18 protein-coding genes are annotated in these 23,712 nt (G+C 62.1%); 10 read left to right on the top strand and 8 right to left on the bottom strand.

The window, feature by feature from the left end; all coding sequences use genetic code 11:
• Window positions 1–338 precede the first annotated feature (338 nt).
• From ACMO9O_RS02140 to ACMO9O_RS02150, 3 genes are all read right to left on the bottom strand, one after another.
• Entirely contained in the window at window positions 339–2,750 is a 2,412-nt protein-coding gene (locus ACMO9O_RS02140) for a transglycosylase domain-containing protein (protein WP_418981974.1), read from the bottom strand.
• A 64-nt stretch (window positions 2,751–2,814) separates the two neighbouring features.
• Window positions 2,815–5,772 carry a hypothetical protein gene (locus ACMO9O_RS02145; RefSeq protein ID WP_418981975.1) on the bottom strand — a complete coding sequence of 986 codons (2,958 nt, stop codon included), beginning with the start codon at window positions 5,770–5,772 and terminating at the stop codon, window positions 2,815–2,817.
• Window positions 5,772–6,119 carry a translation initiation factor gene (locus ACMO9O_RS02150; RefSeq protein WP_418981976.1) on the bottom strand — a complete coding sequence of 116 codons (348 nt, stop codon included), beginning with the start codon at window positions 6,117–6,119 and terminating at the stop codon, window positions 5,772–5,774. Before ACMO9O_RS02150 ends, ACMO9O_RS02145 begins: the two co-directional genes overlap by 1 nt.
• 146 nt (window positions 6,120–6,265) lie before the next feature.
• On the opposite strand from ACMO9O_RS02150, the gene ACMO9O_RS02155 reads away from it, so the two are divergent.
• Window positions 6,266–7,357, top strand: coding sequence for a DUF4435 domain-containing protein (locus tag ACMO9O_RS02155; protein ID WP_418982132.1), 1,092 nt, complete (start codon window positions 6,266–6,268; stop codon window positions 7,355–7,357).
• A 99-nt stretch (window positions 7,358–7,456) separates the two neighbouring features.
• Here the strand turns inward: ACMO9O_RS02155 and ACMO9O_RS02160 are convergent, their stop codons facing one another.
• The 4 genes from ACMO9O_RS02160 to ACMO9O_RS02175 form a co-directional block, all read right to left on the bottom strand.
• Window positions 7,457–7,867: a hypothetical protein gene (locus tag ACMO9O_RS02160; protein WP_418981977.1), complete on the bottom strand. Its 411-nt coding sequence runs from the start codon at window positions 7,865–7,867 to the stop codon at window positions 7,457–7,459.
• A gap of 655 nt (window positions 7,868–8,522) precedes the next feature.
• Complete coding sequence (locus ACMO9O_RS02165) at window positions 8,523–8,999, bottom strand: hypothetical protein (RefSeq protein WP_418981978.1); 477 nt, start codon at window positions 8,997–8,999, stop codon at window positions 8,523–8,525.
• A gap of 45 nt (window positions 9,000–9,044) precedes the next feature.
• Window positions 9,045–10,301 carry an aspartate kinase gene (locus ACMO9O_RS02170; RefSeq protein ID WP_418981979.1) on the bottom strand — a complete coding sequence of 419 codons (1,257 nt, stop codon included), beginning with the start codon at window positions 10,299–10,301 and terminating at the stop codon, window positions 9,045–9,047.
• A gap of 773 nt (window positions 10,302–11,074) precedes the next feature.
• Window positions 11,075–13,219: a prolyl oligopeptidase family serine peptidase gene (locus ACMO9O_RS02175; protein ID WP_418981980.1), complete on the bottom strand. Its 2,145-nt coding sequence runs from the start codon at window positions 13,217–13,219 to the stop codon at window positions 11,075–11,077.
• 108 nt (window positions 13,220–13,327) lie between these two features.
• Here ACMO9O_RS02175 and ACMO9O_RS02180 point away from each other — a divergent pair, with 108 nt between their 5' ends.
• From ACMO9O_RS02180 to ACMO9O_RS02200, 5 genes are all read left to right on the top strand, one after another.
• Window positions 13,328–14,155: a 2,3,4,5-tetrahydropyridine-2,6-dicarboxylate N-succinyltransferase gene (locus ACMO9O_RS02180; RefSeq protein ID WP_418981981.1), complete on the top strand. Its 828-nt coding sequence runs from the start codon at window positions 13,328–13,330 to the stop codon at window positions 14,153–14,155.
• A gap of 13 nt (window positions 14,156–14,168) precedes the next feature.
• Window positions 14,169–14,894 carry a biotin--[acetyl-CoA-carboxylase] ligase gene (locus ACMO9O_RS02185; protein ID WP_418981982.1) on the top strand — a complete coding sequence of 242 codons (726 nt, stop codon included), beginning with the start codon at window positions 14,169–14,171 and terminating at the stop codon, window positions 14,892–14,894.
• Window positions 14,895–15,020: 126 nt separating this feature from the next.
• Window positions 15,021–15,398, top strand: a complete 378-nt coding sequence (gene gcvH / locus ACMO9O_RS02190; protein ID WP_418981983.1) for a glycine cleavage system protein GcvH — start codon at window positions 15,021–15,023, stop codon at window positions 15,396–15,398.
• A gap of 553 nt (window positions 15,399–15,951) precedes the next feature.
• Window positions 15,952–16,893: a malate dehydrogenase gene (mdh, locus tag ACMO9O_RS02195; RefSeq protein WP_418981984.1), complete on the top strand. Its 942-nt coding sequence runs from the start codon at window positions 15,952–15,954 to the stop codon at window positions 16,891–16,893.
• A 561-nt stretch (window positions 16,894–17,454) separates the two neighbouring features.
• A complete protein-coding gene (locus ACMO9O_RS02200) occupies window positions 17,455–19,230 on the top strand; it encodes a hypothetical protein (protein WP_418981985.1) in 1,776 nt (591 codons plus the stop codon).
• A gap of 623 nt (window positions 19,231–19,853) precedes the next feature.
• On the opposite strand, the gene greA is transcribed toward ACMO9O_RS02200, so the two are convergent.
• Window positions 19,854–20,330, bottom strand: a complete 477-nt coding sequence (greA, locus tag ACMO9O_RS02205; RefSeq protein ID WP_418981986.1) for a transcription elongation factor GreA — start codon at window positions 20,328–20,330, stop codon at window positions 19,854–19,856.
• Window positions 20,331–20,475: 145 nt separating this feature from the next.
• Between greA and cls the strand changes: the two genes are divergently transcribed.
• From cls to ACMO9O_RS02225, 4 genes are all read left to right on the top strand, one after another.
• Window positions 20,476–21,810, top strand: coding sequence for a cardiolipin synthase (gene cls, locus ACMO9O_RS02210; RefSeq protein WP_418981987.1), 1,335 nt, complete (start codon window positions 20,476–20,478; stop codon window positions 21,808–21,810).
• 23 nt (window positions 21,811–21,833) lie between these two features.
• Window positions 21,834–22,445, top strand: coding sequence for a porin family protein (locus ACMO9O_RS02215; protein WP_418981988.1), 612 nt, complete (start codon window positions 21,834–21,836; stop codon window positions 22,443–22,445).
• A 105-nt stretch (window positions 22,446–22,550) separates the two neighbouring features.
• Window positions 22,551–23,369, top strand: coding sequence for an outer membrane protein assembly factor BamD (locus ACMO9O_RS02220; protein ID WP_418981989.1), 819 nt, complete (start codon window positions 22,551–22,553; stop codon window positions 23,367–23,369).
• Between the two features lie 8 nt (window positions 23,370–23,377).
• The gene (locus ACMO9O_RS02225; RefSeq protein ID WP_418981990.1) at window positions 23,378–23,707 is read left to right on the top strand and encodes a DNA-directed RNA polymerase subunit omega; all 330 of its coding nucleotides are present in this window, start codon (window positions 23,378–23,380) and stop codon (window positions 23,705–23,707) included.
• Window positions 23,708–23,712: the final 5 nt, after the last annotated feature.

Consider the following 23,712-nt stretch of genomic DNA (forward strand, 5'->3'; position numbering starts at 1 on the left):
ATCTGCTCGGCGGCTTTAGCCATGCGGCTAAATTCGCTTCGTTTTGTTTTCGACCTTTAGGTCGGCGGGCCGCAGCCTCCGGGTGCGGAGGCCCGCTCATCGCGTTCCTCCGCAGACTGCGCCCGAAATCTGGGCCACACTTCGGTCTCGCACAAGAGAACAGCGAAACCGCATTATCCCAATAAGCACTCCGCAAACTGCGGCCGGAATCCGGGCCACTCCGGTCTCGCACCTGGGAACAGCGGAAACCGCATCGTCCCGATAAGCACCCCGCAGGCTTCGTCCGCAAACCACAATATACACCGCGCGCAGCACAACACCCGATTGAGAAATCCGGTTCAATCGAAAAAGTCGTCGTCCTCGGCGATCCCGGTCTCCGAGGAGCGTCCCTCGTCGGTTACGGTCTGGTCGCAGTCGTAATGGGGCATGAGCGCCGGACGCGTGAAACGGTCGGTGCGGCTGATGCCGAAGCGACCGTCGTCGTAGACCTTTTTGAGGAAGTCGCCCACAATCGGCAGCGCCACCACGCCGCCCTCGCCCGCCGACATGAGGTGCGTGGCCTGATCCTCGCCGCCGACCCACGCCCCGGCCACGATCCGCGGAGCCACCCCCACGAACCAGGCGTCGCGGTTGCGGTTCGACGTTCCGGTTTTGCCGCCGATCTCCACCCCGTCGAAACCGTACTGCCACTTGAGGCGGCCCGCCGTTCCGGCGTTGACCACCCCCTGCAACATGGTGAGCATCGTGTAGGCCGTGCGTTCGCTGATAGCGTCCTGCGACTGGGGAATGAAGCTGGCGATCAGGTTGCCCTGCCTGTCCTCGATGCGTGTCACGAAGATCGCATCGGTGTGTACCCCCTCGTTGGCGAAGGTCGAAAAGGCGCTCACCAGCTCGAAGACGTTCGACTCGGAGGTCCCGAGGCAGAGCGCCGGCACGGGATCGATGTAGCTGCGGATGCCCATGTTGTGGATGAAGTCGGCCACGGCGGCGGGCTGCTTGGCCTGCTTCATGATCCACGCCGAATAGTTGTTGCGGCTGCGCGCCAGCCCCCACGAAAGGGGGTGCAGCTCGCCGTTCTGCTCCACCTTGCCCGCCTCCTTGGGCGACCAGGCCGTGCCGTTGGCCGTCTCGATGGTCACGGGCAGGTTCGGAACCTGCGTGCAGGGGGTCATGCCCAGGTGGTCGATGGCGAACGTATAGACGAAAGGTTTGATCGTCGAGCCGATCTGCCGCTTGCCCTGCTTGGCCATGTCGTACTTAAAGTAGCGGAAGTTCGGCCCGCCGACGTATGCCTTGACATAGCCCGTGCGGGGATCGAGCGCCACGAACGAGGCGCGCAGGATGCGCTTGTGGTGGAGGATCGAGTCGCGCGGGGTCATCACCGTATCGCGCTCGCCCTTGTAGGTGAAGACCTTCATTGCCACGGGCCGGTCGAACGAGGCCAGAATCTCGCGCTCGGCGATCCCGGCGCGCTGCATCTCGCGGTAACGGTCCGAATAGCGCACGGCGTTGCGCATGATGCGCTCGCGCTCGGCCTTGTCGGCGTCGATGAAGAGCACCTTCGTGCGGCGGTACTGCTCGTCCATGCGGGGCTGGATGACGCTCTCCATCTGCCGCTGGAGGGCCTGCTCGGCGTAGGTCTGCATCACGGAGTTGATCGTGGTGTAGATTTTCAGTCCGTCGCGGTAGATATCGTAGGGCGTGCCGTCGGCCTTGCTGTTCTTGCGACACCAGCCGTAGAGCGGGTTTTCGTCGTATTCGCGGACCGCCTGCTCATAGTCCCAGTCGTTGTTGAACTGTCCGCGGCGGGGCCGCTCGGCGCTCATCACCAGCCGCAGCATTTCGCGGAAGTAGGTCGCCGTGCCCTCGTTATGCGACACGGGTTTGTAGTTGAGAATGATGGGCAGCGCCGCGATCGAATCGTACTCCCGGCGCGTCAGCGCCCCGGCGTCGCGCATGCGCGAGAGCACCAGGTTGCGGCGCACGAGGGCGTTCTCCGGGTTGCGCACGGGCGAGTAGCGCGTCGGGGCGTTCACCACGCCCACCAGCATCGCGGACTCCTGCACGTTCAGCTGGTCCGGCTCCTTGTTGAAGAAGGTCTGCGCCGCGGTCTTGATGCCGTAGGCGTTCGAACCGTATTCGACCGTATTGAGGTACATGGCGGCGATCTCCTCCTTCGTGTAGTTGTACTCCAGTTTGAGCGCCGTGATCCACTCCTTGAACTTCGAAACCACCAGCTTGGCCTTGCGTCCGATGCGGCCGCGGCTGGTCGTGTCGCGCGGGAAGAGGTTCTTGGCCAGCTGCTGGGTGATGGTCGAGCCGCCGCCCTGCGAGGTGTTCTGCAAAAGGAGCGTTTTCACCGCCACGCGGGCCAGCGACGGGATGTCGATGCCCGAATGGCCTCGGAAACGAATATCTTCCGTGGCCACCAGCGCCGCCACCAGCGGCGGAACCTCCCGGCCGCCCATGCGGATGTGGAACGTCGAATCGGAGGGGAACAGATCGGCGTACTGCACGTAGGAGCGGTTCTGCACGAAGTAGGTCCCGATCACCTTGCCGTCCTCCGAGTAGATCTCCGTGGCGAGGTTGCTGCGCGGATTCTCCAGCTCCTCGAACGAGGGCAGGCGTCCGAACACGCCCAGCGCGGTGAGCAGCAGCATCACGGCCACCAGCGCGAAGGGCGCGAAAGCGACGTACCAGATGTATTTGATCGTTTTGGGGCTGACGCCCGACCGTTTCTTTTGTGCCATAAACCGATTTTGCTGCAAAGGTAACTATTTTTTCCAAGAACGCGCCCCGCGCGCGTTTGGTATGTCAGAACGGAAGTCCCAGCGAAACGGCCGTCCACACCCCGCCCGAGGAGGGGTGGTAGACCGAGAATTTGAAGGTCGAGGTAGCCGATGCCGGCATGCGCAGCACGTTGAAGTCGATCACCAGGTCCCCGCCCACGGACCACAAGCGCCGTTCGGTGTCGCCAATCCGGGCATCGCGGAAGCGGGCGAAGTCGCCGCCGACGTTCAACCGCACGCGCTTGAAGTAGATCACCGACGGGATGCCGCCCTCGGGATACCACACCGGAAGCTGGTAGTCGGCCGAGACGGCGAAGTAGTTGTCCGAAATGATATTCGACGAGGTGAAGCCGCGCGGGATCAGCCGCGAGGAACGGTAGCTCAACGGAGCGTAGCCCGACGGGAACCGGTAACCGCCCAGCGAGGTCTGGTAGGCGGCGGCCAGCTTCACCGAGTTGTTGCGCGCCGCGCCCGGCAGGTAGACCTGCCCGTAGAGGGAGATCAGGTCGCTGAAAAGGCGGTCGGCGGGGTTGAACGTATAGGTCGCGGCGAGCGTATAGCCCCAGCGGGGCGCGATCTCGCGGTGGGCCATGCGCACCTGGTCGGACCACGACGCCCCCAGGGCGATCTTGTGCAGCCCCTCGCGGAAGCCGATGTCGCGGATGTTGACGATGGCGCCGTCGTGCCACACGATCTTGTCTACCTCCGCCACCATGCCGTTGGAGTAGTTCCAAGCGGTCGACAACGTGAGCCGGCGCGTGTGGTAACCCTGCTGGAACAGCAGCGGCAGCGAGGCCGAAAGTCCCACCGAGTAATATTTCTCGGGCGCGGGCCGCGGCTGGTAGAACACTTTGCCCGACTGCGGGTCGCGCGCAGCGAGCGGCGAGTAGAAGAGCTGGTCGCCGCCGTAGGAAGCGTCGAAATCGAGGTGCACGCCCAGTCCGAAATAGCGCACGCCCACCTTGAAGAGCGACCCTTCGTTTCGGTTCCAGCCGTAGGAGGCGAACGCCTCGGTGTTCGAGAGGAGGTTCTGCGAGAGGAGCGTCAGGCCCGCATTCACGTCGACGCTGTGTTCGTCCACCGCCTCGAACGGATCGAACGCCGCGGGCATCCAGCTATGCACGTTGAGCAGATTGGCCCCTTTGCGGTAGCGGCGCGTGCGGTACGCGGCACCCTGTCGCAGCGAATCGGCCGCCGTGAAGCGCACCGTGTCGAGGTTGACCACCTCCCACCGCTTCCGGACGGGGTTTACCAGATTGACCGGAAGCCGCGCGGGCGCGACCGCGATCAGCGCGCTGTCGGCGATCGGCTGCCGGGCGGCACAATAGCCGCGGCGGTCGTAAGTCGTTGCGAGCAATTCCTTGCCGCCGGCCGCCGGAGCGCCGTCGAATGCGCCGTACGTGGAGGTGGTGATGCGGTACTCGCGCTCCTCCGTCAGGTCGTAGCAGTGCACCTCGTCCTTTCCCGAAGCGATCGAGCCGAAGTAGAGCCTGCCCCCTCCGGCCCGCAGGTTGCTCAGCGTGATGTAGGCCCCCGCGGTCACCGCGTGCAGCCCCTCTTCGCCGATGCGGCCGAGCCACATGCCGCTGTCGTCGGTCACCAGCACGTAGAGTGCCCCGGTCCCGTCGTCCCACGCCAGCCCGTGCAGCTCCTTGCCGGATGGGGCCGCATAGCGCCGCTCCGCCCCGTCGTCGTCCCGCACGACGACCGAATAGCGGCCGTCGGGGTTGTACTCGACCCACGCGAGAGCCTCCCCCGCCGCGGTCGGATAGAGCGCATTGCGCGGGCGGGCCACCGTCCGGGGGCGCCCCTTGGCGAGGTCCATGTAGCACAACTGCGAATTGACGCGCTGCTCGAAGAGCTTCGAGCGGCGGTATTCGGTCCACCAGACACGGCCGTTGCGCAGAACCGGGCGGGTCGAAACCACGCCCGTGTGGCAGATGACCCGCTCGGCGCCCGTCGCGGGGTCGATCCTTACGAAACGCGTCGTCCGGTCGAAGTCGGTCTTGAGCGCCAGCACCGACCCGTCGTCGAGCGGCAGCGGCCACTGCCAGGTCGTATGGTTTCCCTCCGGCATCCGCACCAGCGGCTCGGCGCTGTCCGGCGTCTGCGGGATCGAATCCCAAAGTCGCTGCAGGTCGTCGAACGTTTCCCGGAAGAGGCGGTCGACGTTGGTGTCGTAGTATTTCTCAAGTCCGACGCGCGTGGTGGCCAGAACATAGGGGTTGCGCACCCCGTAGCGGCCGACCTTGTTCCAGATGTTCTCCCCGTAACGGCCGTAGGCGTAGGAGCAGATCTGGTAGCCCAGGTGGTAGTGGTCGGGGATAAAGTCGCGGTAGGAGCCGCAGAACCAGCGGTCGGGGTTGCGCCGCAGCCGCCCGTCGCGGCCCTCGCCCACGCGCCCCATCGCACGGTAGGCGATCGTGAAGGAGGGTTGCAGCCCGCGGCCGTAAGAGGACATGGACGTTTCGGACATCACCGCGTCGCCCTCCAGGGCCCAGATCGGCATGCACAACAGACCGACGGTCGACCCCTGCTGCCCGAACAGATAGCTCAAAACGCGGATCACGCCCCGGTTGAGGTTGTTGTACTGCACGGCGTGGCGGTATTCGTGCGCCACCAGCTGCTTGATCCACGGCATCGAATAGCTGTGCAGGGAGGGCGAGGTGAGGAACTCCACGCGCTTGGGCAGGTACATGACCAGTCCGTTCGACTGGAAATTCTCGGGGTGCAGGACGAAGGGGATGCGCATCGGTCCGTGCGTGAATCCGTAGGAGATGTCGGGGCGCACGGTGCGGATGTAGAAGAGCGTGCGCTGCGCCACGCCGGAGACCGTATCGGGGAAGATCACCCGCACGTCGGGCGTGCGGATCGCCGACCACTTCAGCGGCGGGTCCGAACCCCACGAATAGTACTGCGCCGCAGCGCGCTGCCCGCCCGTAAGGACGAACAGCACAGCGAGGAGCGGGACGAGGCGGCGCATCACGAACCGGCTTTTTTGCAGCCGTAGCCGCTGCGGGTCAACAGTTCCACCACCCGGTCGCGGTGGTCGCCCTGGATGATGATTTCGCCCTCTTTGGCCGCGCCGCCCACGCCGCACTTGGTTTTCAGCAGCCGCGCCAGCTCCTGCAGGGCATCGTCCGGGCCGACGAAGCCGCGGACAATCGTCACCACCTTGCCCGCCCGCTGCCGGCGGTCGAGCCACACGCGCAGCTGCTGCCGCGCGGGCGGGAGCAACTCGGCCTGCTGCCGCTCTTCGGTCGCATAGTTGAAATCCGGATCGGTCGAGTAGACCATTCCCAGCCGTGATTTCCAGTCGTTCTCCGCCATGTTGTTCTTTTCGTTAGATTTTAACGCCGAAAGAAGTGCCTTATTTTGTGCAAATTTAACAAAAATATTATCTTTGTCAAAGCCCTCTGCTGCCAATGCCGGAGCACCGACCGCTCCAGGCCCCGATGCAGAGGAGCGCCAAGCCCATGCCGAAGAAGATGCGTGACAAACTGCGCCGGTTCAACCCATTCACGCGCACGACGCCGGACGAACTGCCCAAGCCCCTGCCGGCCAATCCCGACCAGCGGCTGGTGAAGGTCTACGTCGAGGGGTACGAGGACGTGGCCTTCTGGCGCGGCATCTTCGACCACTTCCAGAATCCCTATCTCTGCTTCGAGATTTCGGTCCCCGACCGCGGCGACCTGCCCAAAGGCAAGAAGGTGCTGATGAACATGATCCCGCACTCGTCGGAGGAGTTGCTGCTGTGCGTCGATTCGGACTTCGACTACCTCTTCGCCGACCGCACGCCCCAGTCCCGAGAGGTCAACGGCTCGAAGTTCATGTTCCACACCTTCGCCTACGCCACCGAAAACTACCTCTGCTACGCCCCCTCGCTGCACAACGTCTGCGTAAAGGCCACCAAGAACGACGCGCGCATCTTCGACTTCGTGAAGTTCATGCACGCCTATTCGTGCACGATCTACCCGCTGTTCGTCTGGTACGCCTTCTCGGCGCAGCTCGCCACGGAGAACGTCTTTCCGCTGATCGACTTCAAGGCTTCGGTGCGGCTGGGCTACCTCGATCTGGCTCAGAACGGCGCCAACACGCTCGCGTGGCTGGCGCGCAACGTCGAAAAGCGCGAACGGCTGCTCGCGCAGCGCAACCCGCGCATGATCGAACCGATGAAGACCTTCGAACAGCAGCTCCGCGCCCGCGGCCTTACGCCCGAAAACGCCTATCTGTTCATGCACGGCCACACGCTGATGGACAACGTGGTGATGATCCTGCTCAACTCGGTGTGCGAGAAGCTGCGCGAAATGGCCATCGCCCGCATCACGGCCTCCGAAAAGCGGGGCGTGGCGCTCAAGAACGAAATGTCGAACTACACCAATTCGCTGCGTTCGATCCGCGACGTGCTGCTCGACAACGAGAACTACATCCGCTGCCCGCTCTACAAACGGTTGCAGCGCGAGATCGTCCGCTACATCATCCGCACGATCCTCGACATGAAGAAGCGCGGCGAAATCCGCAGCGACTCCTATCTGGAGATTCTCCACAAACTACGGCTGATGAATTGACTCGGCCTCGTCTACAAGATAGCGAGCCTTTAGGAAGATAGCGAGCCTTCCGGGACGATCCGAAAGGCTCACTTGCCGGGCGCGCCGGAGGCAAAACGGTCATTTCCGCCGGAAAATCCAGAGGCAGAGAATGGCTGCTATCAGCAGCGACAGCGTGGTCAGGCCGTATTGAAGCTCGTTCTCCCACCCCGCGTAAGAGAGCCTGAGAAGGAAGTAGGTCGTAGCGTTCACCACCACGACATAGGCCGGGATCGCCCAGCACATGCGCCGATAGATCCGGTTGCGCGCGATTTCCGCAGACGGCCTTCGCCCTTTTTTAGCCGCCTTGTATCGCAGAGAGCCGTATAAGGGGAAGAGCAGCTGCGCGAAAGGGGCGAACAGCAGGGCGAGCAGCCACCACGCAGAGAATCGGTATTTGTACCAGGAGGCGACGGCGAACCAGATCACCGCTGCACAGGACAAGATGATGCAGCAGAAAACGAGCAGGACGAGGGGTTCATAGGGTTGCATAGTCTGAGGTTTTTATAAGCAGAGAGTAGATGCGCGTAAAAATGTCCCTATATAACATGAACCCATAAGGATATTCGATAAGTCGCATAAAAGGTCTGATGAAGAATCGGCCTGGATATACTCTTTTCGCCGTTTGAATGTGTCCGCGGTACACCTCCACCAACTGCTCAGTCCATTTGTCGTTACCTCGACCGGAATCTCATCATTAATAACCATATCGGATAATTGCTCATCCGTATATACTATGGAGACCATTTCGTTCCAGAATTGTGAGAAATATCGATAAAATGACATATGACGCCGAAATCCAATTCGTGGAAAGGTTCGGTACATTTGGTATAAACTTTCCAGAACTCACATGCGTAATATAAATATTTTTTTTTGAATACACAACTTTTTCTTTGAATATCTTCGGAGAAAGAATCGATGGCCCGAACAAGTCCTGTCGGCCGCACGGTCATCGGGGCGAAGAAGCGGGGCGGGTTCGGGGCGGTTCCCTCCTGTCGCTCCCGCGGTTTCCGTCCGGATGAATTCCGAATGCCGAACGGGGAGGGATAAACGCAAGGCGGCCTCGTCGCCGAAGCCGCTATGTTGCTGATCCGACCGCCGCGTCGGTGCTTCCTCGCGCGGAAGCAGTCGACGCGGAATCCCACCGTCACGTAGAGGTTGCAATCGTGGCCGCCCGTCTCCCGCAGGCTGTCGTAGAAGCGGACGCTCCCACCGAGGTACATCGCTCCGTGCGACGCCAGCCCCCATCCGGAACGGATACCTCCGTCGTAACAGAGGTATTCCAGCTCCTTTCGACCGTACCGCCGAAACACGCCGGCAATTCGAGTTGCTGCCGCTTGTCGTGCAGCGGGCTGCAACCGGCCGCCAACCCCAGCAGTCCCGACTGCCGGTAGGTTTTGGAACCGTCGCGGTCGAGAAAGCCGCAGCCCGGCGTCACGGGCAGGCAGAGCGAGAAGCGGCTGCTGAAACCGTAGCCCGTCGCCGCCTCCACCTCCGGGGCGATGAACTCCGTACGGCCGTTGAGCGACGGTCCGGCAAAACGGTTCTCGAACGAGGAGACGAACCCGGCGATCCGTGCGGGCGTTTGCGCCCCGATCGCAACGGCAGAAAACAGAACGAGCAAAAAAGAGCGGTTTTTTGACTGTCAGGATATAAGGACAGGTCGATTTCATTCCCGTTTGCGGACCACGCGCACGGTCGACTGCGTGGCCTGCCGCACGAAGACCTGCGGCCCGATGGCGTAGCGCTGCCACAGCTCGTCGGTATAGCCGCGCACGGTCAGCAGCTCCATGTTCTCGGCCTTCATCACGTCGCACCCCGCACCGCGCAGCGCGTCGATCGCCTCGTCGATATGCCACGAGTTGTCCACGCAAAGGCTCAGGTTTACGGCCGAGTTGTGGATCAGGTTGGCCTTGACGCGGTAGCGTTCGAGCAGCGAGAAGATCGTGGCGAACTTCTCCTCCAGCACGAACGAAAAGTCGCGCGAGCGGATCGTCAGCAGCACCTGATCCTTCTTCAAAATCAGGATCGGAACTTCGACCGGCGCGGACATGCCGCGGATGACCGTCCCCGCCTTGCGCTTGTCGCCGAATGGCCGCACGTAGAGCGGGATATTCTTGTTTTGCAGCGGCTTGATGGTCTTCGGGTGGATAATCTGCGCTCCGCTGTACGCCAGCTCGATCGTGTCCAGGTAGTTCAGTTCGGCGATCTGCACGGCATCGGGGAAGATCTTCGGATCGGCGTTCAGCACGCCGTCCACGTCCTTCCACACCGACATCGACTCCGCATCGAGGATGCTGGCCGCCACGGCCGCCGAGTAGTCCGAACCCTCGCGCCCGAGGGTGGTCGTCGTGCCGTCGGGCGCACCGCCGATGAATCCCTGCCCCACGAAGATCGTCTCCTCCGCTCCGGCCAGCGCCGCACGCAGCAGGGGTGCGGAGGCTTCGAGATCGACGCTCGCGTCCTTGTGGCGCTGCTCGGTCCGAAAACAGCGGCGCATGTCGATCCAGCGGTTGCGCACCCCGGCGTAGTTGAGGTATTCGGAGATGATGGTCGTCGAGACCAGCTCGCCGAAAGCGACGATCCGGTCGTACCACAACTCCGCATCCTCCGTGCGGTAGCCTTGACCCGCCGCAACCCGCTCCAGTTCCTCGAAGAGCGCCTCGACCCGTTCGAGCTGCGCGGGACCGCGCCAAAGATCGCCGATGATCCCGGCATGGTAGTCGCGCAGCGCGTCGATCTGCTCGCGGCAGAGGGCCTGATCGCCCTGCTGCACCCCTTGGAACACCTTCTCCAGCGCGTTGGTCGTCTTGCCCATCGCCGAGACGATGATGAAGAGGTGCTGTTCGTCGTCGATGATCTTCCGCAGATTGCGCACCCCGTCGGCGTTGCGCACCGAAGCGCCGCCGAATTTGTAGACTTTCATGGTATGTATGCTAACTAACCTTAATTCTCCTCTTGCTTGCCTGCGGCCTCCGACGCTCTCCCTGCTATCGGCCGCCGTTGCCCGCGGCATGCCCCCGCGTTTATAAACCTGACCCCACCCCGGCCCTCCCTCAGGGAGGGAGAAGAGCCTCTTGTATGAAGTTTCTTACTTTCTGCCTCTTGCGACCCTGTTCTCATGACTGTCAGGTCGGCGGGTCGCAAGACGGTTTGTCCTGTTACGGTTCGAAGAACCGGCGGGCCGCAGCCTCCACCGGCGAAGGCCCGCTAATCGCGTGCCTCGCAGGCCATGGCCCTTAAAATCAGCCTTATTCGGTAAAATTACCCAAATAATCTCATTCGGTTCGAAGAACCGGCGGGCCGCAGCCTCCCGGCGCGGAGGCCCGCTTATCGCGCCCCTCCGCAGGCTGCGCCCGAAAACAAAGCCTTCCTACAATCTTAATCTGCGGCGCAACGCGCCGCACCTGCTCGCGCACTTCTGGAAACGGCGGGAATTACGGTCGGCCGACGACGAGCGCCCGGAACGGGTGTGCGATATGCTTTAGCTTTCGTGCCCGTTCAGCGAGAAGGAGGACGACCGGCCGCCGTTTTCTGCGTGCGCGGTTCTTTCGCCCTTTCTTTTAAAGAAAGGGCAAGAACGTTTGGTTCAAAGAACCATGCTCCGCAGGCTGCGTCAGCAAGCTACTTTACTGCATCGCGCAACGCCAAAACAATCCTTTGCAGGCAGCCGCCGAAACAGCGGCACGAAAAACCGGCCTACCTATCCCCTACCTTCCGGTACGGCACACCGATATTCTGGAACAGGAACGCGTAGGTATCGGCCGCCTCGTCGATGCGTTTCGACGTGGGTTTGCCCGCGCCGTGGCCTGCTTTCGATTCGATACGGATCAGGATCGGAGTGGGGTAGTTTCCCGCCGCCTGACAGTGCTGCATCTGCGCCGCGAACTTGAACGAGTGCGCCGGAACCACGCGGTCGTCGTGATCGGCCGTGGTGACCAGCGTTGCGGGGTACTCGACGCCCTCGCGGATATTATGCAACGGCGAATACTTGTAGATATAGGCGAACTCCTCCTCGTTGTCGCTCGAACCGTACTCCACGGCCCAGCCCCAGCCGATGGTGAACTTGTGGTAGCGGAGCATGTCCATCACGCCCACGGCCGGGAGGCAGACGGCGTAGAGGTCGGGGCGCTGCACCTCGCAGGCGCCCACCAGCAGACCGCCGTTCGAACCGCCGGCGATGGCCAGCTTGTCCGACGAGGTGTATTTGTTCTTGATAAGGTATTCCGCCGCAGCGATGAAGTCATCGAAGACGTTCTGCTTATGCTCCTTCATGCCGGCCTTGTGCCACGCCTCGCCGTACTCCGAGCCGCCGCGCAGGTTGGCCACGCAGTAGATGCCGCCCTGCTCGACGAACATGATCGCCGAGGGGTTGAAGCCGGGCGTCTGGTTGATCTGGAAACCGCCGTAGGCGTAGAGGTAGCAGGGATTCTTCCCGTTGAGTTTCATGTCCTTGCGATGGGTGATGAACATCGGAACCTGCGTGCCGTCCTTCGAGGTGTAGAACACCTGTTCGGTGGTGAACAGCTCGGGGTCGAAGTTGACCTGCGGCGCCTTGTAAAGCGTCGATTCGCCCGAGGCGATGTCGTAGCGGTAGATAGTCGCGGGCGCCGTGTAGTTCGTGAGCGCGTAGTAGATTTCGGCATCCTCCTCCTCGCCGTCGAAGCCGCCGACCGTACCGATCGCCGGCAGCGCCGCCTCGCGGATCAGTTTGCCGTCGAAATCGTATTGATAGACCTTGTTCTGCGCATCCTCCAGATAGACGGCAAAGAGGCTGCCGCCCGCCGAACCGACGCCCTCGAGCAGGTTGCGGTCGTGCTCGGGAATTACGGTCTCCCGCTTTGCTGGATCGTTCAGGTCGATGCGGCGCAACGCATAGTTCGACGCGCCGCGGTTGGTGCGGTAGTAGAGCTGATCGTTCCGGCACTCGGCGATGTCGTAGTCGGCGTCGAAGCCGGGCAGCAGCGTGCGGAACTTCGCGTCGGAAACTTTCTTATAGAGAATTTCGGTTCCCGAGGTCCCTTCAGAGCCCACGACGAAGAGCCACTTGCCGTCCTCCGAAGGCCAGGCCGAGAAGTAACGCAGCGGATGGGCCTTGTCCTCGTAGATGAGGCGGTCGGCCGTCTGTGGCGTGCCAAGTTTGTGGTAATAAACCTTCTGGAACTGGTTCTGCGACGAGAAAACGCCCTTTTCGGGTGCATCGTAAGCACTGTAATAGAACCCCTCGGAATCGGGCGCCCAGACCGCACCCGAGAATTTGACCCACTCGATCCGATCCTCCGCGAGCGACTTGTCGGCGGTATTGATCACGCGGATCTCGACCCAGTCCGAACCCGATGCGGCCGCCGAATAGGCGAAATACCTGCCGTCTTTGGAGAACGACATGGCGGCCAGCGCCACCGTACCGTCGTCCGAGAGGGTGTTCGGATCGAGGAACACCTCGCCCGGCGTGCCCGGCTCCTGCGTGCGGTAGATCACCGACTGGTTCTGAAGACCGTCGTTATAGGCGTAGTACCACCAGTCGCCGTGTTTGGCGGGCGCGGACTCCTTGGGGTAGTTCCACAACTCGGTAAGACGCTCGCGGATCGCCCCGCGGAAGGGAATCTGCGAGAGGTAATCCTGCGTCACGGCGTTCTGCGCCTCGACCCAGGCGGCCGTGGCATCGGAGTTGTCGTCCTCCAGCCAGCGGTAGGGATCGGCCACTTCAGTCCCGAAATAGTTGTCCACCACCTCGCCGCGCTCCGTGGTGGGATAGGGCATCAGTTTGATGGTCTTCATGTTGCTGCAACCTGCAAATAGCGCCGCAAAGGCTCCCAGAGCCACGGCAGTACACCAGTTTTTCATCGTCATTGGGGGTGTTTGGGTATGTTTGGGAGCAAAGTTAGCAAAAAATTGCGTAACTTTCGCACCTCTCCCCGCGGGGAGGGATACGAACGAACAGCAGAACCGAATATGTACGACGAACTCAGAACGATCATCGAACAGGCGTGGGAGGAGCGCGCGCTGCTCCGCGAGGAGGCGACGCAGCAGGCCATCCGCCGCGCGGTGGACCTGGTGGACCGGGGCCAGCTGCGCACGGCCGAACCGGTGGACCCCGCCCAAAGCCTTTGGCAGGTCAACGAATGGGTCAAGAAGGCCATCATCCTATACTTCCCGATTCAGCCCATGCGCAAGATGGAAGCGGGCGAACTGGAGTGGTACGACAAGATGGAGCTCAAGCACGGCTACGAGCAGTTAGGTGTACGCGCCGTACCCCACGCTGTGGCGCGCTACGGGGCCTATGTCGCCCCGGGAGCCATCCTGATGCCCTCCTACGTCAACATCGGCGCATACGTCGACACGGGCACGATGGTCGACACGTGGGCCACGGTCGGTTCGTGCGCCCAGATCGGTCGCCACGTCCACCTCTCGGGCGGCGTGGGCATCGGCGGGGTGCTCGAACCGGTGCAGGCGGCCCCGGTCATCATCGAGGACAACTGCTTCATCGGCTCGCGCTCGATCGTGGTCGAGGGGGCGCACGTCTGCCGCGAAGCGGTGCTCGGGTCGAACACCGTCATCACTGGATCGACGCACATCATCGACGTGACGGGCGCGGAACCCGTCGAGTACCGCGGCTACGTGCCGCCGCGCTCGGTGGTCGTGCCGGGCAGCTACCGCAAGCAGTTCCCCGCGGGCGAGTACAGCATCACCTGCGCGCTGATCATCGGCCGCCGCAAGGAGTCCACCGACAAGAAAACATCGCTCAACGACGCCCTGCGCGACTTCGGCGTTTCGGCCTGATCCATTCCTCCCCATGATCCATCGCATCGAAGAGACCACCTCCACCAACGACGACGCCAAGCGGGCGGAATTCAGCCACGGCGACGTCGTCTGGGCCGAGCGGCAGACCGCCGGGCGCGGCCAGCGGGGCCACGCATGGAGCAGCGCCGAGGGAGAGAACCTCACCTTTTCGCTGGTCCTGGAACCCCGCTTCCTGCCCGTGGGCGAACAGTTCCTCCTCTCGGAGGCGCTCTCGATCGCCCTCACCGAGACATTCGAAGCCTACGGCATTGCGACCCGCATCAAGTGGACCAACGACATCTACGCGGGCGACCGCAAGATCGTGGGCATGCTCATCGAGCACAACTACTCGGGCGCAACGCTCGCCCGCTCGGTGGCCGGCATCGGCATCAACGTCAACCAGACGGCGTTCGACCCCGCGCTGCCCAACCCCGTGTCGATGGCGCAGCTGACCGGGCGGAAGTTCGACCGGGGCGAGGTGCTCGAAACATTTCTCAGCCGGATAGCGGCGCGCTACGCACAGTTGGAGCGGGGCGACCGGGAGGCGTTGCAGCGCGACTACCGCACGCGGATGTACCGCCTCGGAGAGATGCACCCCTACCGCCGTCCCGACGGCACGCTGCTGCTCGCCGCCATCGAGGGGGTGCGCCCCTCGGGCGAACTGCTCCTGCGCGAAGCGGACGGCACGCGGCACGAATTTCTCTTCCGCCAGATCGAGTTCGTTATCGCGGAACGCTGAATCCGCTATCCACAAGTCACGAGCGAAAAGGTTTGTTAAAAAAATAACACGAATCCTTGCTGTTACCGAAATAACAGCTATATTTGCATCAGAAAAATTACGAATCGCAACCAAACAACAACGATTATGAACATACCCGAAAATCTGAAATACTCCAGCGACCACGAGTGGTGTCGCCTCGAGGGGGATACGGCCGTCATCGGCATCACCGACTTTGCGCAGAGCCAGCTGGGCGACGTGGTTTTCGTCGACGTACCGACCGTGGGCGAAACGCTCGCCGCAGGCGAGGTGTTCGGCTCGATCGAGGCAGTGAAGACCGTCAGCGACGCTTTCCTGCCCGTCGGCGGCGAGATCATCGAGTTCAACGACGCGGTGGACGCCGACCCCTCGCAGGTCAACAAGGACCCCTACGGCGAGGGCTGGATCGTCAAGGTAAAAGTCGCTTCGGCCGAAGAGTACGACGCGCTGCTTACCGCCGAGCAGTATCGGGCGCTGATCGGATAGTTCCTGCTTGGGGCGGCGCAGGCAAAGAGGGTCGAAAGAGTTCGGTTTTTCCGTACCGTCGAAAGCCGGCTGTCGGAAGCGGGATCGCGGTGCACACCCCATTGACTGTCGGTTGAACTCTTGTCGGGCGGCAGCCTGCTGAGGGACGCAATGAGTGGGTTTTTGGCTGCCGGCTTGGGTTCTATCCGCTCGGGCAGCAGCCTGCGAAGGGACGCGTAGAGCGGGCTTTCGCCGCCGGAGGCTGCGGCCCGCCGACCTGTCGGTCGAAAAGACGAAACAGAGGTTCGCGCGGCCACGGAGCCGCATAACAATAACACAATTAATCACCGAGGCGGCAGAAGGCAATTCGGCAAGAAGAACGAATAAGCCCGACTGCTTCCCGACCCGCACTTTCCGCGCAGCGTACATAAATCGCCTCCGAGGAGGGGATTTGGGGGAAGGTCAGACTTGCAACCGCGGCGGCACGCCGCGAGCGAGGACAGGCCAAAGCGAGGACAGGCCAAAGCGAGGAAACACCGAAAGAACGTAAAACCAAACTTAATACTTAGAAAACATGTCCAAAGTAACCGTAGTAGGCGCAGGCGCAGTAGGCGCAACGTGCGCAAACGTAATGGCTTGCCGCGAGGTGGCGAGCGAAGTGGTCCTGATCGACATCAAGGAGGGCCTTTCCGAGGGCAAGATGCTCGACATGTACCAGTGCTCGACACTGATGGACTTCGACACGAAGCTCGTCGGCGCGACCAACGACTACAAGCAGTCGGCCAACTCCGACGTGGTGGTCATCACCTCGGGCATTCCCCGCAAGCCGGGCATGACGCGCGAGGAGCTGATCGGCACGAATGCCAACATCATGAAGGGCGTCATCGAAAACGTCATCAAGTACTCGCCGCGCGCCATCGTCATCGTGGTGGCCAACCCGATGGACACGCTGACCTACCTGGCACTGAAGGCTTCGGGGCTGCCGAAGAACCGTGTGATCGGCATGGGCGGCGCCCTCGACTCGTCGCGTTTCAAGTGCTACCTGGCCAAAGCCACCGGAGCGAACATCAACAACGTCGACGGCATGGTCATCGGCGGCCACGGCGACACGACGATGATCCCGCTGCTGTCGAAAGCCTCCGTGAACGGGGTTCCCGTGACTCAGTTCGCCTCGAAGAAGAAGTTGGAGGAGGCCGTGCAGAGCACGATGGTCGGCGGCGCCACGCTCACCAAACTCATCGGCACGTCGGCCTGGTACGCTCCGGGCGCAGCGGCTTCGATGATGGTCGAGGCGATCCTCAACGACCAGAAGAAGCTGATCCCCTGTTCGTGCTACCTCGACGGCGAGTACGGCGAAAAGGACCTCTGCATCGGCGTTCCCGCGATCATCGGCCGCAAGGGCATCGAGAAGATCGTGAAGATCGAACTGACGAAGGAGGAGGCCGCGAAGTTCGCCGCTTCGGCCGCCGCCGTACACAAGACCAACGACGTACTGCGCGAGATCAAGGCGATCTAACGTTCAAACCAGCACACAACTGATCCGCTCCGGGACCTCCGGAGCGGATTTTTTGTTTGACCGTTTTTTCCACGCCAAATAGAACACTTCGGCAACTTTTTAGTATATTTGTAACATGCGTTGTTACCTGCTGTGACGCACCGACGGTCGTAATCCGGCAGATCGGCGGAAAACTCCGGCCGAGGTTCCCTCCGAGGAGGCGATCACGGCGCCCCGCCGATGCGGCAGTTGCGGCGCAACTGCAGGCGGCTGGGGACCGGCAAGCAGTTTTCGCCTGCCTGCAGCGGAGGGGCGGATCAACCTCGGAAACGCAGCCAGCAACAGCCTCCGTAAGCCTGTCCCGGCATATATTTCGGCGGTCAGCCCGGAAACGCGGCCAGCGACATGTTCCGGCGGATAGGCCCCGGGAACGGTCGGCTTGCGACAGTAAGCAACAACGGTCGGCTTCCGCTCACAGCGACCGGAAGCGCGATACAGACAAGCCCGTCCTTGTCGCACTTTATCAGGGCAGCTTCACCCAGGACAACCACCTGCACGATGCAGGCTCTAATACTCAGTTTTATGCGAAAAGTCTCCTACTTCAAACAATTGACGGCTATTCTCGCTACCGCCGTTATGCTGGGCTGCTCCTGCGGATGCAGCGACGACAACAACGAGCCGGGAACCGATCCGAATCCCACCCCCGAACCGACGCCCGATCCGGTCATCACGCTTACCCAATCGGTTGCGGAAAAGACCTTCTTCTCGAAAGGGGAGACCGCCGACAATTACTACCTGGGGCTTTACTGCGGAAAGGTCGAAATCTATACGACGTCGGAGGGAAGCACCTGGATTCCGTCCGACGCCGAAAGCCGCCTGCTCTACCTGGACCTCTATACCGCGCCCGGCGAGGCATCCGCACAGTCCGTCACGCTTCCGGAAGGAACCTACACCGTCGCGGACAACCAGCAGGCCGGCTCGGCCTACCAGAAATACACCTACGGTCTGTGGTATTTCGGCAAAGAGATCGATTATGCGGACGCTACGAGCGGATCGGTCAAAGTCGAGCATACGGGCAAGGGTTACCGGATCACGGCCGAATTCGAAATGGTCCGTTCCGGCAAGTCGGAACCGCTGGGAACGCTTAAATTCGTTTACGAGGGCGATGTGACCTTCAAGAGTTCGGATAATCCCGACCCCGAGGGAGACTTTCCGCGCCTGACCGAGGCGATCCAAACGACGTTCCTGGGCGCAGACATCAAATACCTCGGCATCCCCGCATACAGCAGTCCGATCGACGTCTACGTGATCGACCTGTTCGACGACCCTACTCCGCTGCCCGACGGGACGCTCGACGAAGGCAATGTGCTGCGTCTGGAACTCTACACCGAACATCAGGGGTATTACCCCGGCGAAAGCAAGCTCAAGATGCCTGCGGGGACTTACAACATGACGGACGGCTACGTACCCGTCGCCGTGGGTATCGGGACCGGAAACTTGTGGGATTCGGGCTACGGCTACTTCCCCTACGGCTCCTACCTGCGCCATCTGGACGCCGCCACCGATAAGGTATTCTACGGCTTCCTGGCCGAGGGCGGTCGGGTGGAAGTGACGCTCAACAACGATGAAACCTACACGATTACGGCCGACCTCAAAACGCGGGAAGGCGTCTCGGTCAAAGGCACGTACACCGGAAATATAGACATCGTCAACGAAGCCCAGGAGCCCGAACGCCAGGTACAATCGCGCATCTACGAAGACAAGGTCCTCAACCTGGACAAAACCACTTCGGCCGACGTAACGTTCGAAGGCACGTCCAAAAATCCCTCGACCCATTTCTACCATATTTTCGCCCAGGACCCCGAATCGCGCCAGGGATTCCAGCTGGAGTTGCTGGCCCCGGTCGGCGACATGGGCCGCATCGCCGGGACCTACAAACCGTCGGAAATATTGATCCCGCTCAAGATGAGTCCCTTCACCTACATCCCGGGCGACATCCAACTCGTCACGGGCGGTGCGGCGATGATCGGAACCTGGGGTTACTATGAAACCAATGCAGCCGGTAAAGCGGTCGCTTTCGCGCCGGCCCTGACCGGAGACATCGTAATCCGAGAGAAGGAAGGCGAAGCAGGTAAAACGATTTATACCATCGAATACGTCCTGACCGACGACAACCTCGAAGAACCGCACACCATGACGGCGAAGTTCGAAGGCACGTTCGACATCTCGGACGAGAGCCAGTCGGCAGCCGCACCGGCAGCCGTTCTGCCCGCTCCGGCTGACAGGCAGACACCCACGCTGCGCACCGATGCGCCCGAATTAGTCGTCACCAAACACCGAAAAGCCTTGCGCAACTGACGGCATCGCGGCGCAAAACCGGCTGCCAAGCAGAAGGTCGCCCGCTTCGGCGGCCGCTGTGCAGACGACCTGCTGTACGAGATCGAGCGATCCGCCGCAACCCCGAAAAGAGGCTGTCCCTGCAACGGGACAGCCTCTTTTCGCTTCCTGCAAAGGCCGTCGAAAACGACACCTGCGCTCCCAACTGTGCGGCAGCAGGGGACCGTTGACGTAGCCGGAATCGCGGTGGGGTCCCTGGTCGAAATCGCTGGCAGGCATCGAAGAGAGTCTGCACCCCGCCGTTGAGCTGCAGGGTCAGGTCGCAGAACCGGGACGTTGGCACAACCGCACCACGCATGACAATTCGTTCGCCCGCACCGTTGTCCGGGAACCGGGTCGCCGCAGAACGCGGCAAAAGAGGAGTGATCCTCCGGCAAATATGCCCCGTCTGCGCCGCGAGCAGAATCAGCAACAGGCAGGCGTAAAGGCGTTGGTATGTGCAGTAAGCGGCCCATCGGCGCTAAGGCACGAAAAAACAGGGCCGCGCGATGCGGTCCTGCCCGATTACCCGGTTGCGGGTATGTATGTCCGACGCCTGCCTCGAATCGGGGAGGCCTTTCCGTCCGCCCCGGCGCGGGCCGCGGTCAGATGCTGATGTCGAGGATTTCGAAGTGGATCGTCCCGGCGGGAACCTCCACGTCCACCCGGTCGCCCTTTCGGTGGCCCAGCAGCGCCTTGGCGATCGGCGTGCCGATGGCCAGCTTGCCTTCGCGCAGGTTGGCCTCGTGCTCAGCGACGATCGTGTAGACCATCTGCTTGTGGGTGTTGTGGTTCATCAGCGTCACCTTGCTCAGGATCTGCACCTTGCTCTTGTCGATCTTCGTCTCGTCGATCACGCGCGCATGGGCCACCGTATCCTCCAGCTTGGCGATACGCATCTCCAGCAGACCCTGCGCCTCGCGGGCCGCGTCGTACTCCGCGTTCTCCGAAAGGTCACCCTTGTCGCGCGCCTCGGCGATGGCCGCCGAGATCGCAGGACGCTCGACGGAACGCATGTGGTCGAGTTCGTCCTTGAGTTTTTTGTAACCCTCCGCCGTCAGATAGATAATCTCTTTTCCCATAATAAAAACACGTAAAAAATAAGAATCCTGACCGGTGAAGGCCAGAACCCTGTTTCGTTGCTCGAACAAAGGTAGGAAGTTAAAACGATATTTCCAAATCTTTTTTCGCCCGGCGTGGCACGGAGTGTGTCCCGCCCCGAAGGCTATGCTCACCCTGCTCGTGATCCATCTCGTGTGGGCCCTGGCCGCCGTGCCCGTCGTAACGCGCCGGCAGCGTCTGCCCTCCTCCGCAGCCGCCTGGCTGGGGCTTATCCTGCTGCTCCCCGTGGCCGGAACGCTGCTCTACATCCTTGCCGGATGCCGCCGCGGCAGCTGCCCCGACTACGTGGTTCCGGCCGAGGGCGATCCCGTCGAGCAGATCGTCACGCGCGGCTGCGGGACGCTGACCGCCGCTCGCAACCGACTGCAGCTGCTCCACAACGGCAACAACGCCTTCACGGCGCTGATCGCCGCCCTGCAGCGGGCCACGCGGTCGATCCACATGGAGTATTACATCATCCGCGACGACCGCATCGGACGCACCATCGCCGAGATACTCATCCGCAAGGCGCACGCGGGGCTGGAAGTGCGCGTGATCTACGACGCCGTAGGATCGTGGCGGCTCAGCCGCAGCATGCTGCGCCGCATGCACGCCGCGGGCGTTGAAACCGCCGCGTACGAACCGATCCGCTTCCCCTGGTTCACGGGCCGGGTCACCCACCGCAACCACCGCAAAATAGTCGTTACGGACGGCCGGATCGCCTTTCTGGGTGGCATAAATATTGCGAAATATTACCTCGACGGAGATTACATGGGCAAGTGGCGCGACGAGCACCTCCGCCTGGAGGGCGACGCCGTGGCCGACCTGCAGCGCCTGTTCATCGCCGACTGGGCGCACGTGCGGGGCGAATACCTCGACCCGCGCCGCTACATCGCCCCGCATGCCGTGCGGCAGCGTCTGCCGATCCAGCTCGCCTGGTCGGGCGAAGGCTCCTCGCGGCTGACGATCGCCGAGGCATTCGCCACGGCGATCGTCCGGGCGCGCGAGCGGGTGCGCATCTCCTCGCCCTACTTCCTGCCGCCCGCGATGATTCTCGACGCGCTGCGGCTGGCGGCCCGGGGCGGGGTGCGGGTCGAGGTGATGATCCCCACGTGCAGCGACTCCCCCTTCACGGACCTGATTTCGGACTCCTACGTCGAAGACCTGCTCGACGCGGGCGTTGAACTCTACCGCTACGAAAACGGTTTTCTGCACGCCAAGGTCCTGCTCATCGACGGTGAGCTGGCCTCGGTCGGCACGGCCAACATGGACTACCGCAGCCTGACGGACAACCTCGAGGTCACGGCCTTCATCCGCAGCCGCCGCGTGGTCGGCGAGCTGTGGGCTGCCTTCGACGACGACCTCTCGGCGAGCAGCCGCGTGACGCGCGCCTCGTGGCGGCCGCCCGCCTGGCGGCGGGTGCTGGGCGACGCGTTGCGCATCGTCTCTCCGCTGATGTAAGCATACGATTAAATAAACAAACTATGAAAAACATTTTACTCTTCCTGCTCGCCGCGCTGCTTCTGGGCGGCACGGCTTCGGCCCAACGCTTCCGTGTCGGCGTGCGCGGCGGCGTCAACGCCGCCGACTACCGCTTCACGCCCGTCAAGATCGGCAGCAGCCGTTTCTCGCCGGGCAACACCCGCGTGGGCTTCGAAACGGGCTTCGTGCTGCGGCTCAACCTCACGAAGCACCTGCATCTCCAATCGGAGATCAACTACGACTTCGCCAACTACTCCGTCCGGGTCGAAGGGCCCGCCCGGCGCAGCGTGACGCTGCGGGCCGAACGGCTGGAGATTCCCGTTCAGCTGGGGCTGCAGTTCGGGATCGTGCGCCTGTTCGGCGGCGCGTCGTTCCGCGTGGCCGACTCGGAGCGCAGTACGGCCCCCGGTCTGCTGAAGGTGGAGTTCAACAACGACGACATCTCCCTGATGGGCGGTCTGGGGCTGAACATCGGCCACTTCTTCCTCGATTTTCGGGTGCAGGGCTACCCCCGTTCGAGGCTCTGGAACACCTTCACCTCGAACGGCGTCGCGGAGCGCGTGGAGGTGACGCGCGATCTGATCTACGGCGGGTCGATCGGATTTTTCTTCTGAAGCGAAGCGTGCGTTGACGCACGCTTTTTTGCGGGCAATAATTTTTTTTGCAAATCGTTATTTTATGCGTAACTTTGCGCGATAAAGCGCCTAAAGCACCTAACGATGAAGCAATCCTTTTTATACGCCCTCAGCGCGACCCTTCTGGCGGTCGTCCTGGGCGGATGCGCCGGGATGAACAACCTGCTCCGCAGCGGCAAGCCCGACCTGATCTACACCAAGGCGCTGGAGTATTACCAGAAGGAGAAGTGGTCGCGCGCCTCGACCCTCTTCGAGGGGGTGCAGCACTACTACGCCGGTTCGTCGCGCGAGGACAGCATCTCGTTCTTCAACGCCCGCTGCAAGTTCAAGAACCGCGACTACGAGACAGCTTCGACCCTCTTGGACGACTTCCGCCGCAAGTTCGGCCGCAGCGCCTTCATCGAGGACGCCGAGGGGATGTACGCCCTCTGCTTCTACTACATGGCCCCCGGGCCGTCGCGCGACCAGACGATGACCGGTCAGGCGCTGATGGCCATCAACGAGTTTCTCTCGCACTACCCCGAGAGCGACCAGACGGCCAATTTCGACAAGATCAACGAGGAGCTGACGCAGCGTCTGCACGACAAGGCCTACCTGAACGCCTACACCTACTACAAGATCGGGCGCTACAAGTCGGCCATCACGGCGCTCAAGAATGCCCTGAAGCAGTTCCCCGAGAGCAGCCACCGCGAGCAGATCATGTACCTGATCGTCGATTCGAGCTACCGCTTCGCCAGCAACTCCGTGGCCGACAAGCAGACCGACCGCTACCTGGCCATGCTCGACTCGTACCTCTCCTTCAAGGAGGAGTTCCCCGAGTCGTCGCACCTCAAGGAGCTGGACCGCATGGCCGCGCACGCCAGGGACTACCTCGACCGCAACAAAAAGGAAAACAACATCTAAGCCATACCATGGAAATCAAGAAGAACATTCCCAACAACACCGTCACGCGCAAACTCGTGGACCTGGACCGGCCGACCGGCAACATCTATGAAACGGTCAACATCATCGCCCGCCGCGCCAACCAGATCTCGACCGAGCTGAAGACCGAGCTGAACCGCAAGCTCGCCGACTTCTCGTCGCCTACGGACACCATGGAGGAGACCTTCGAAAACCGCGAGCAGATCGAAATCTCGCGCTACTACGAGCGGCTGCCCAAGCCGACGATCATCGCCACCGAAGAGTTCCTCGACGGCGAGCTGTTCTACAAGGAGAACAAGGCGGAAGCCAAAGAGGAGTAAGGCTC

The organism is Alistipes sp., assembly GCF_048465635.1.
Taxonomy (GTDB): Bacteria; Bacteroidota; Bacteroidia; order Bacteroidales; family Rikenellaceae; genus Alistipes.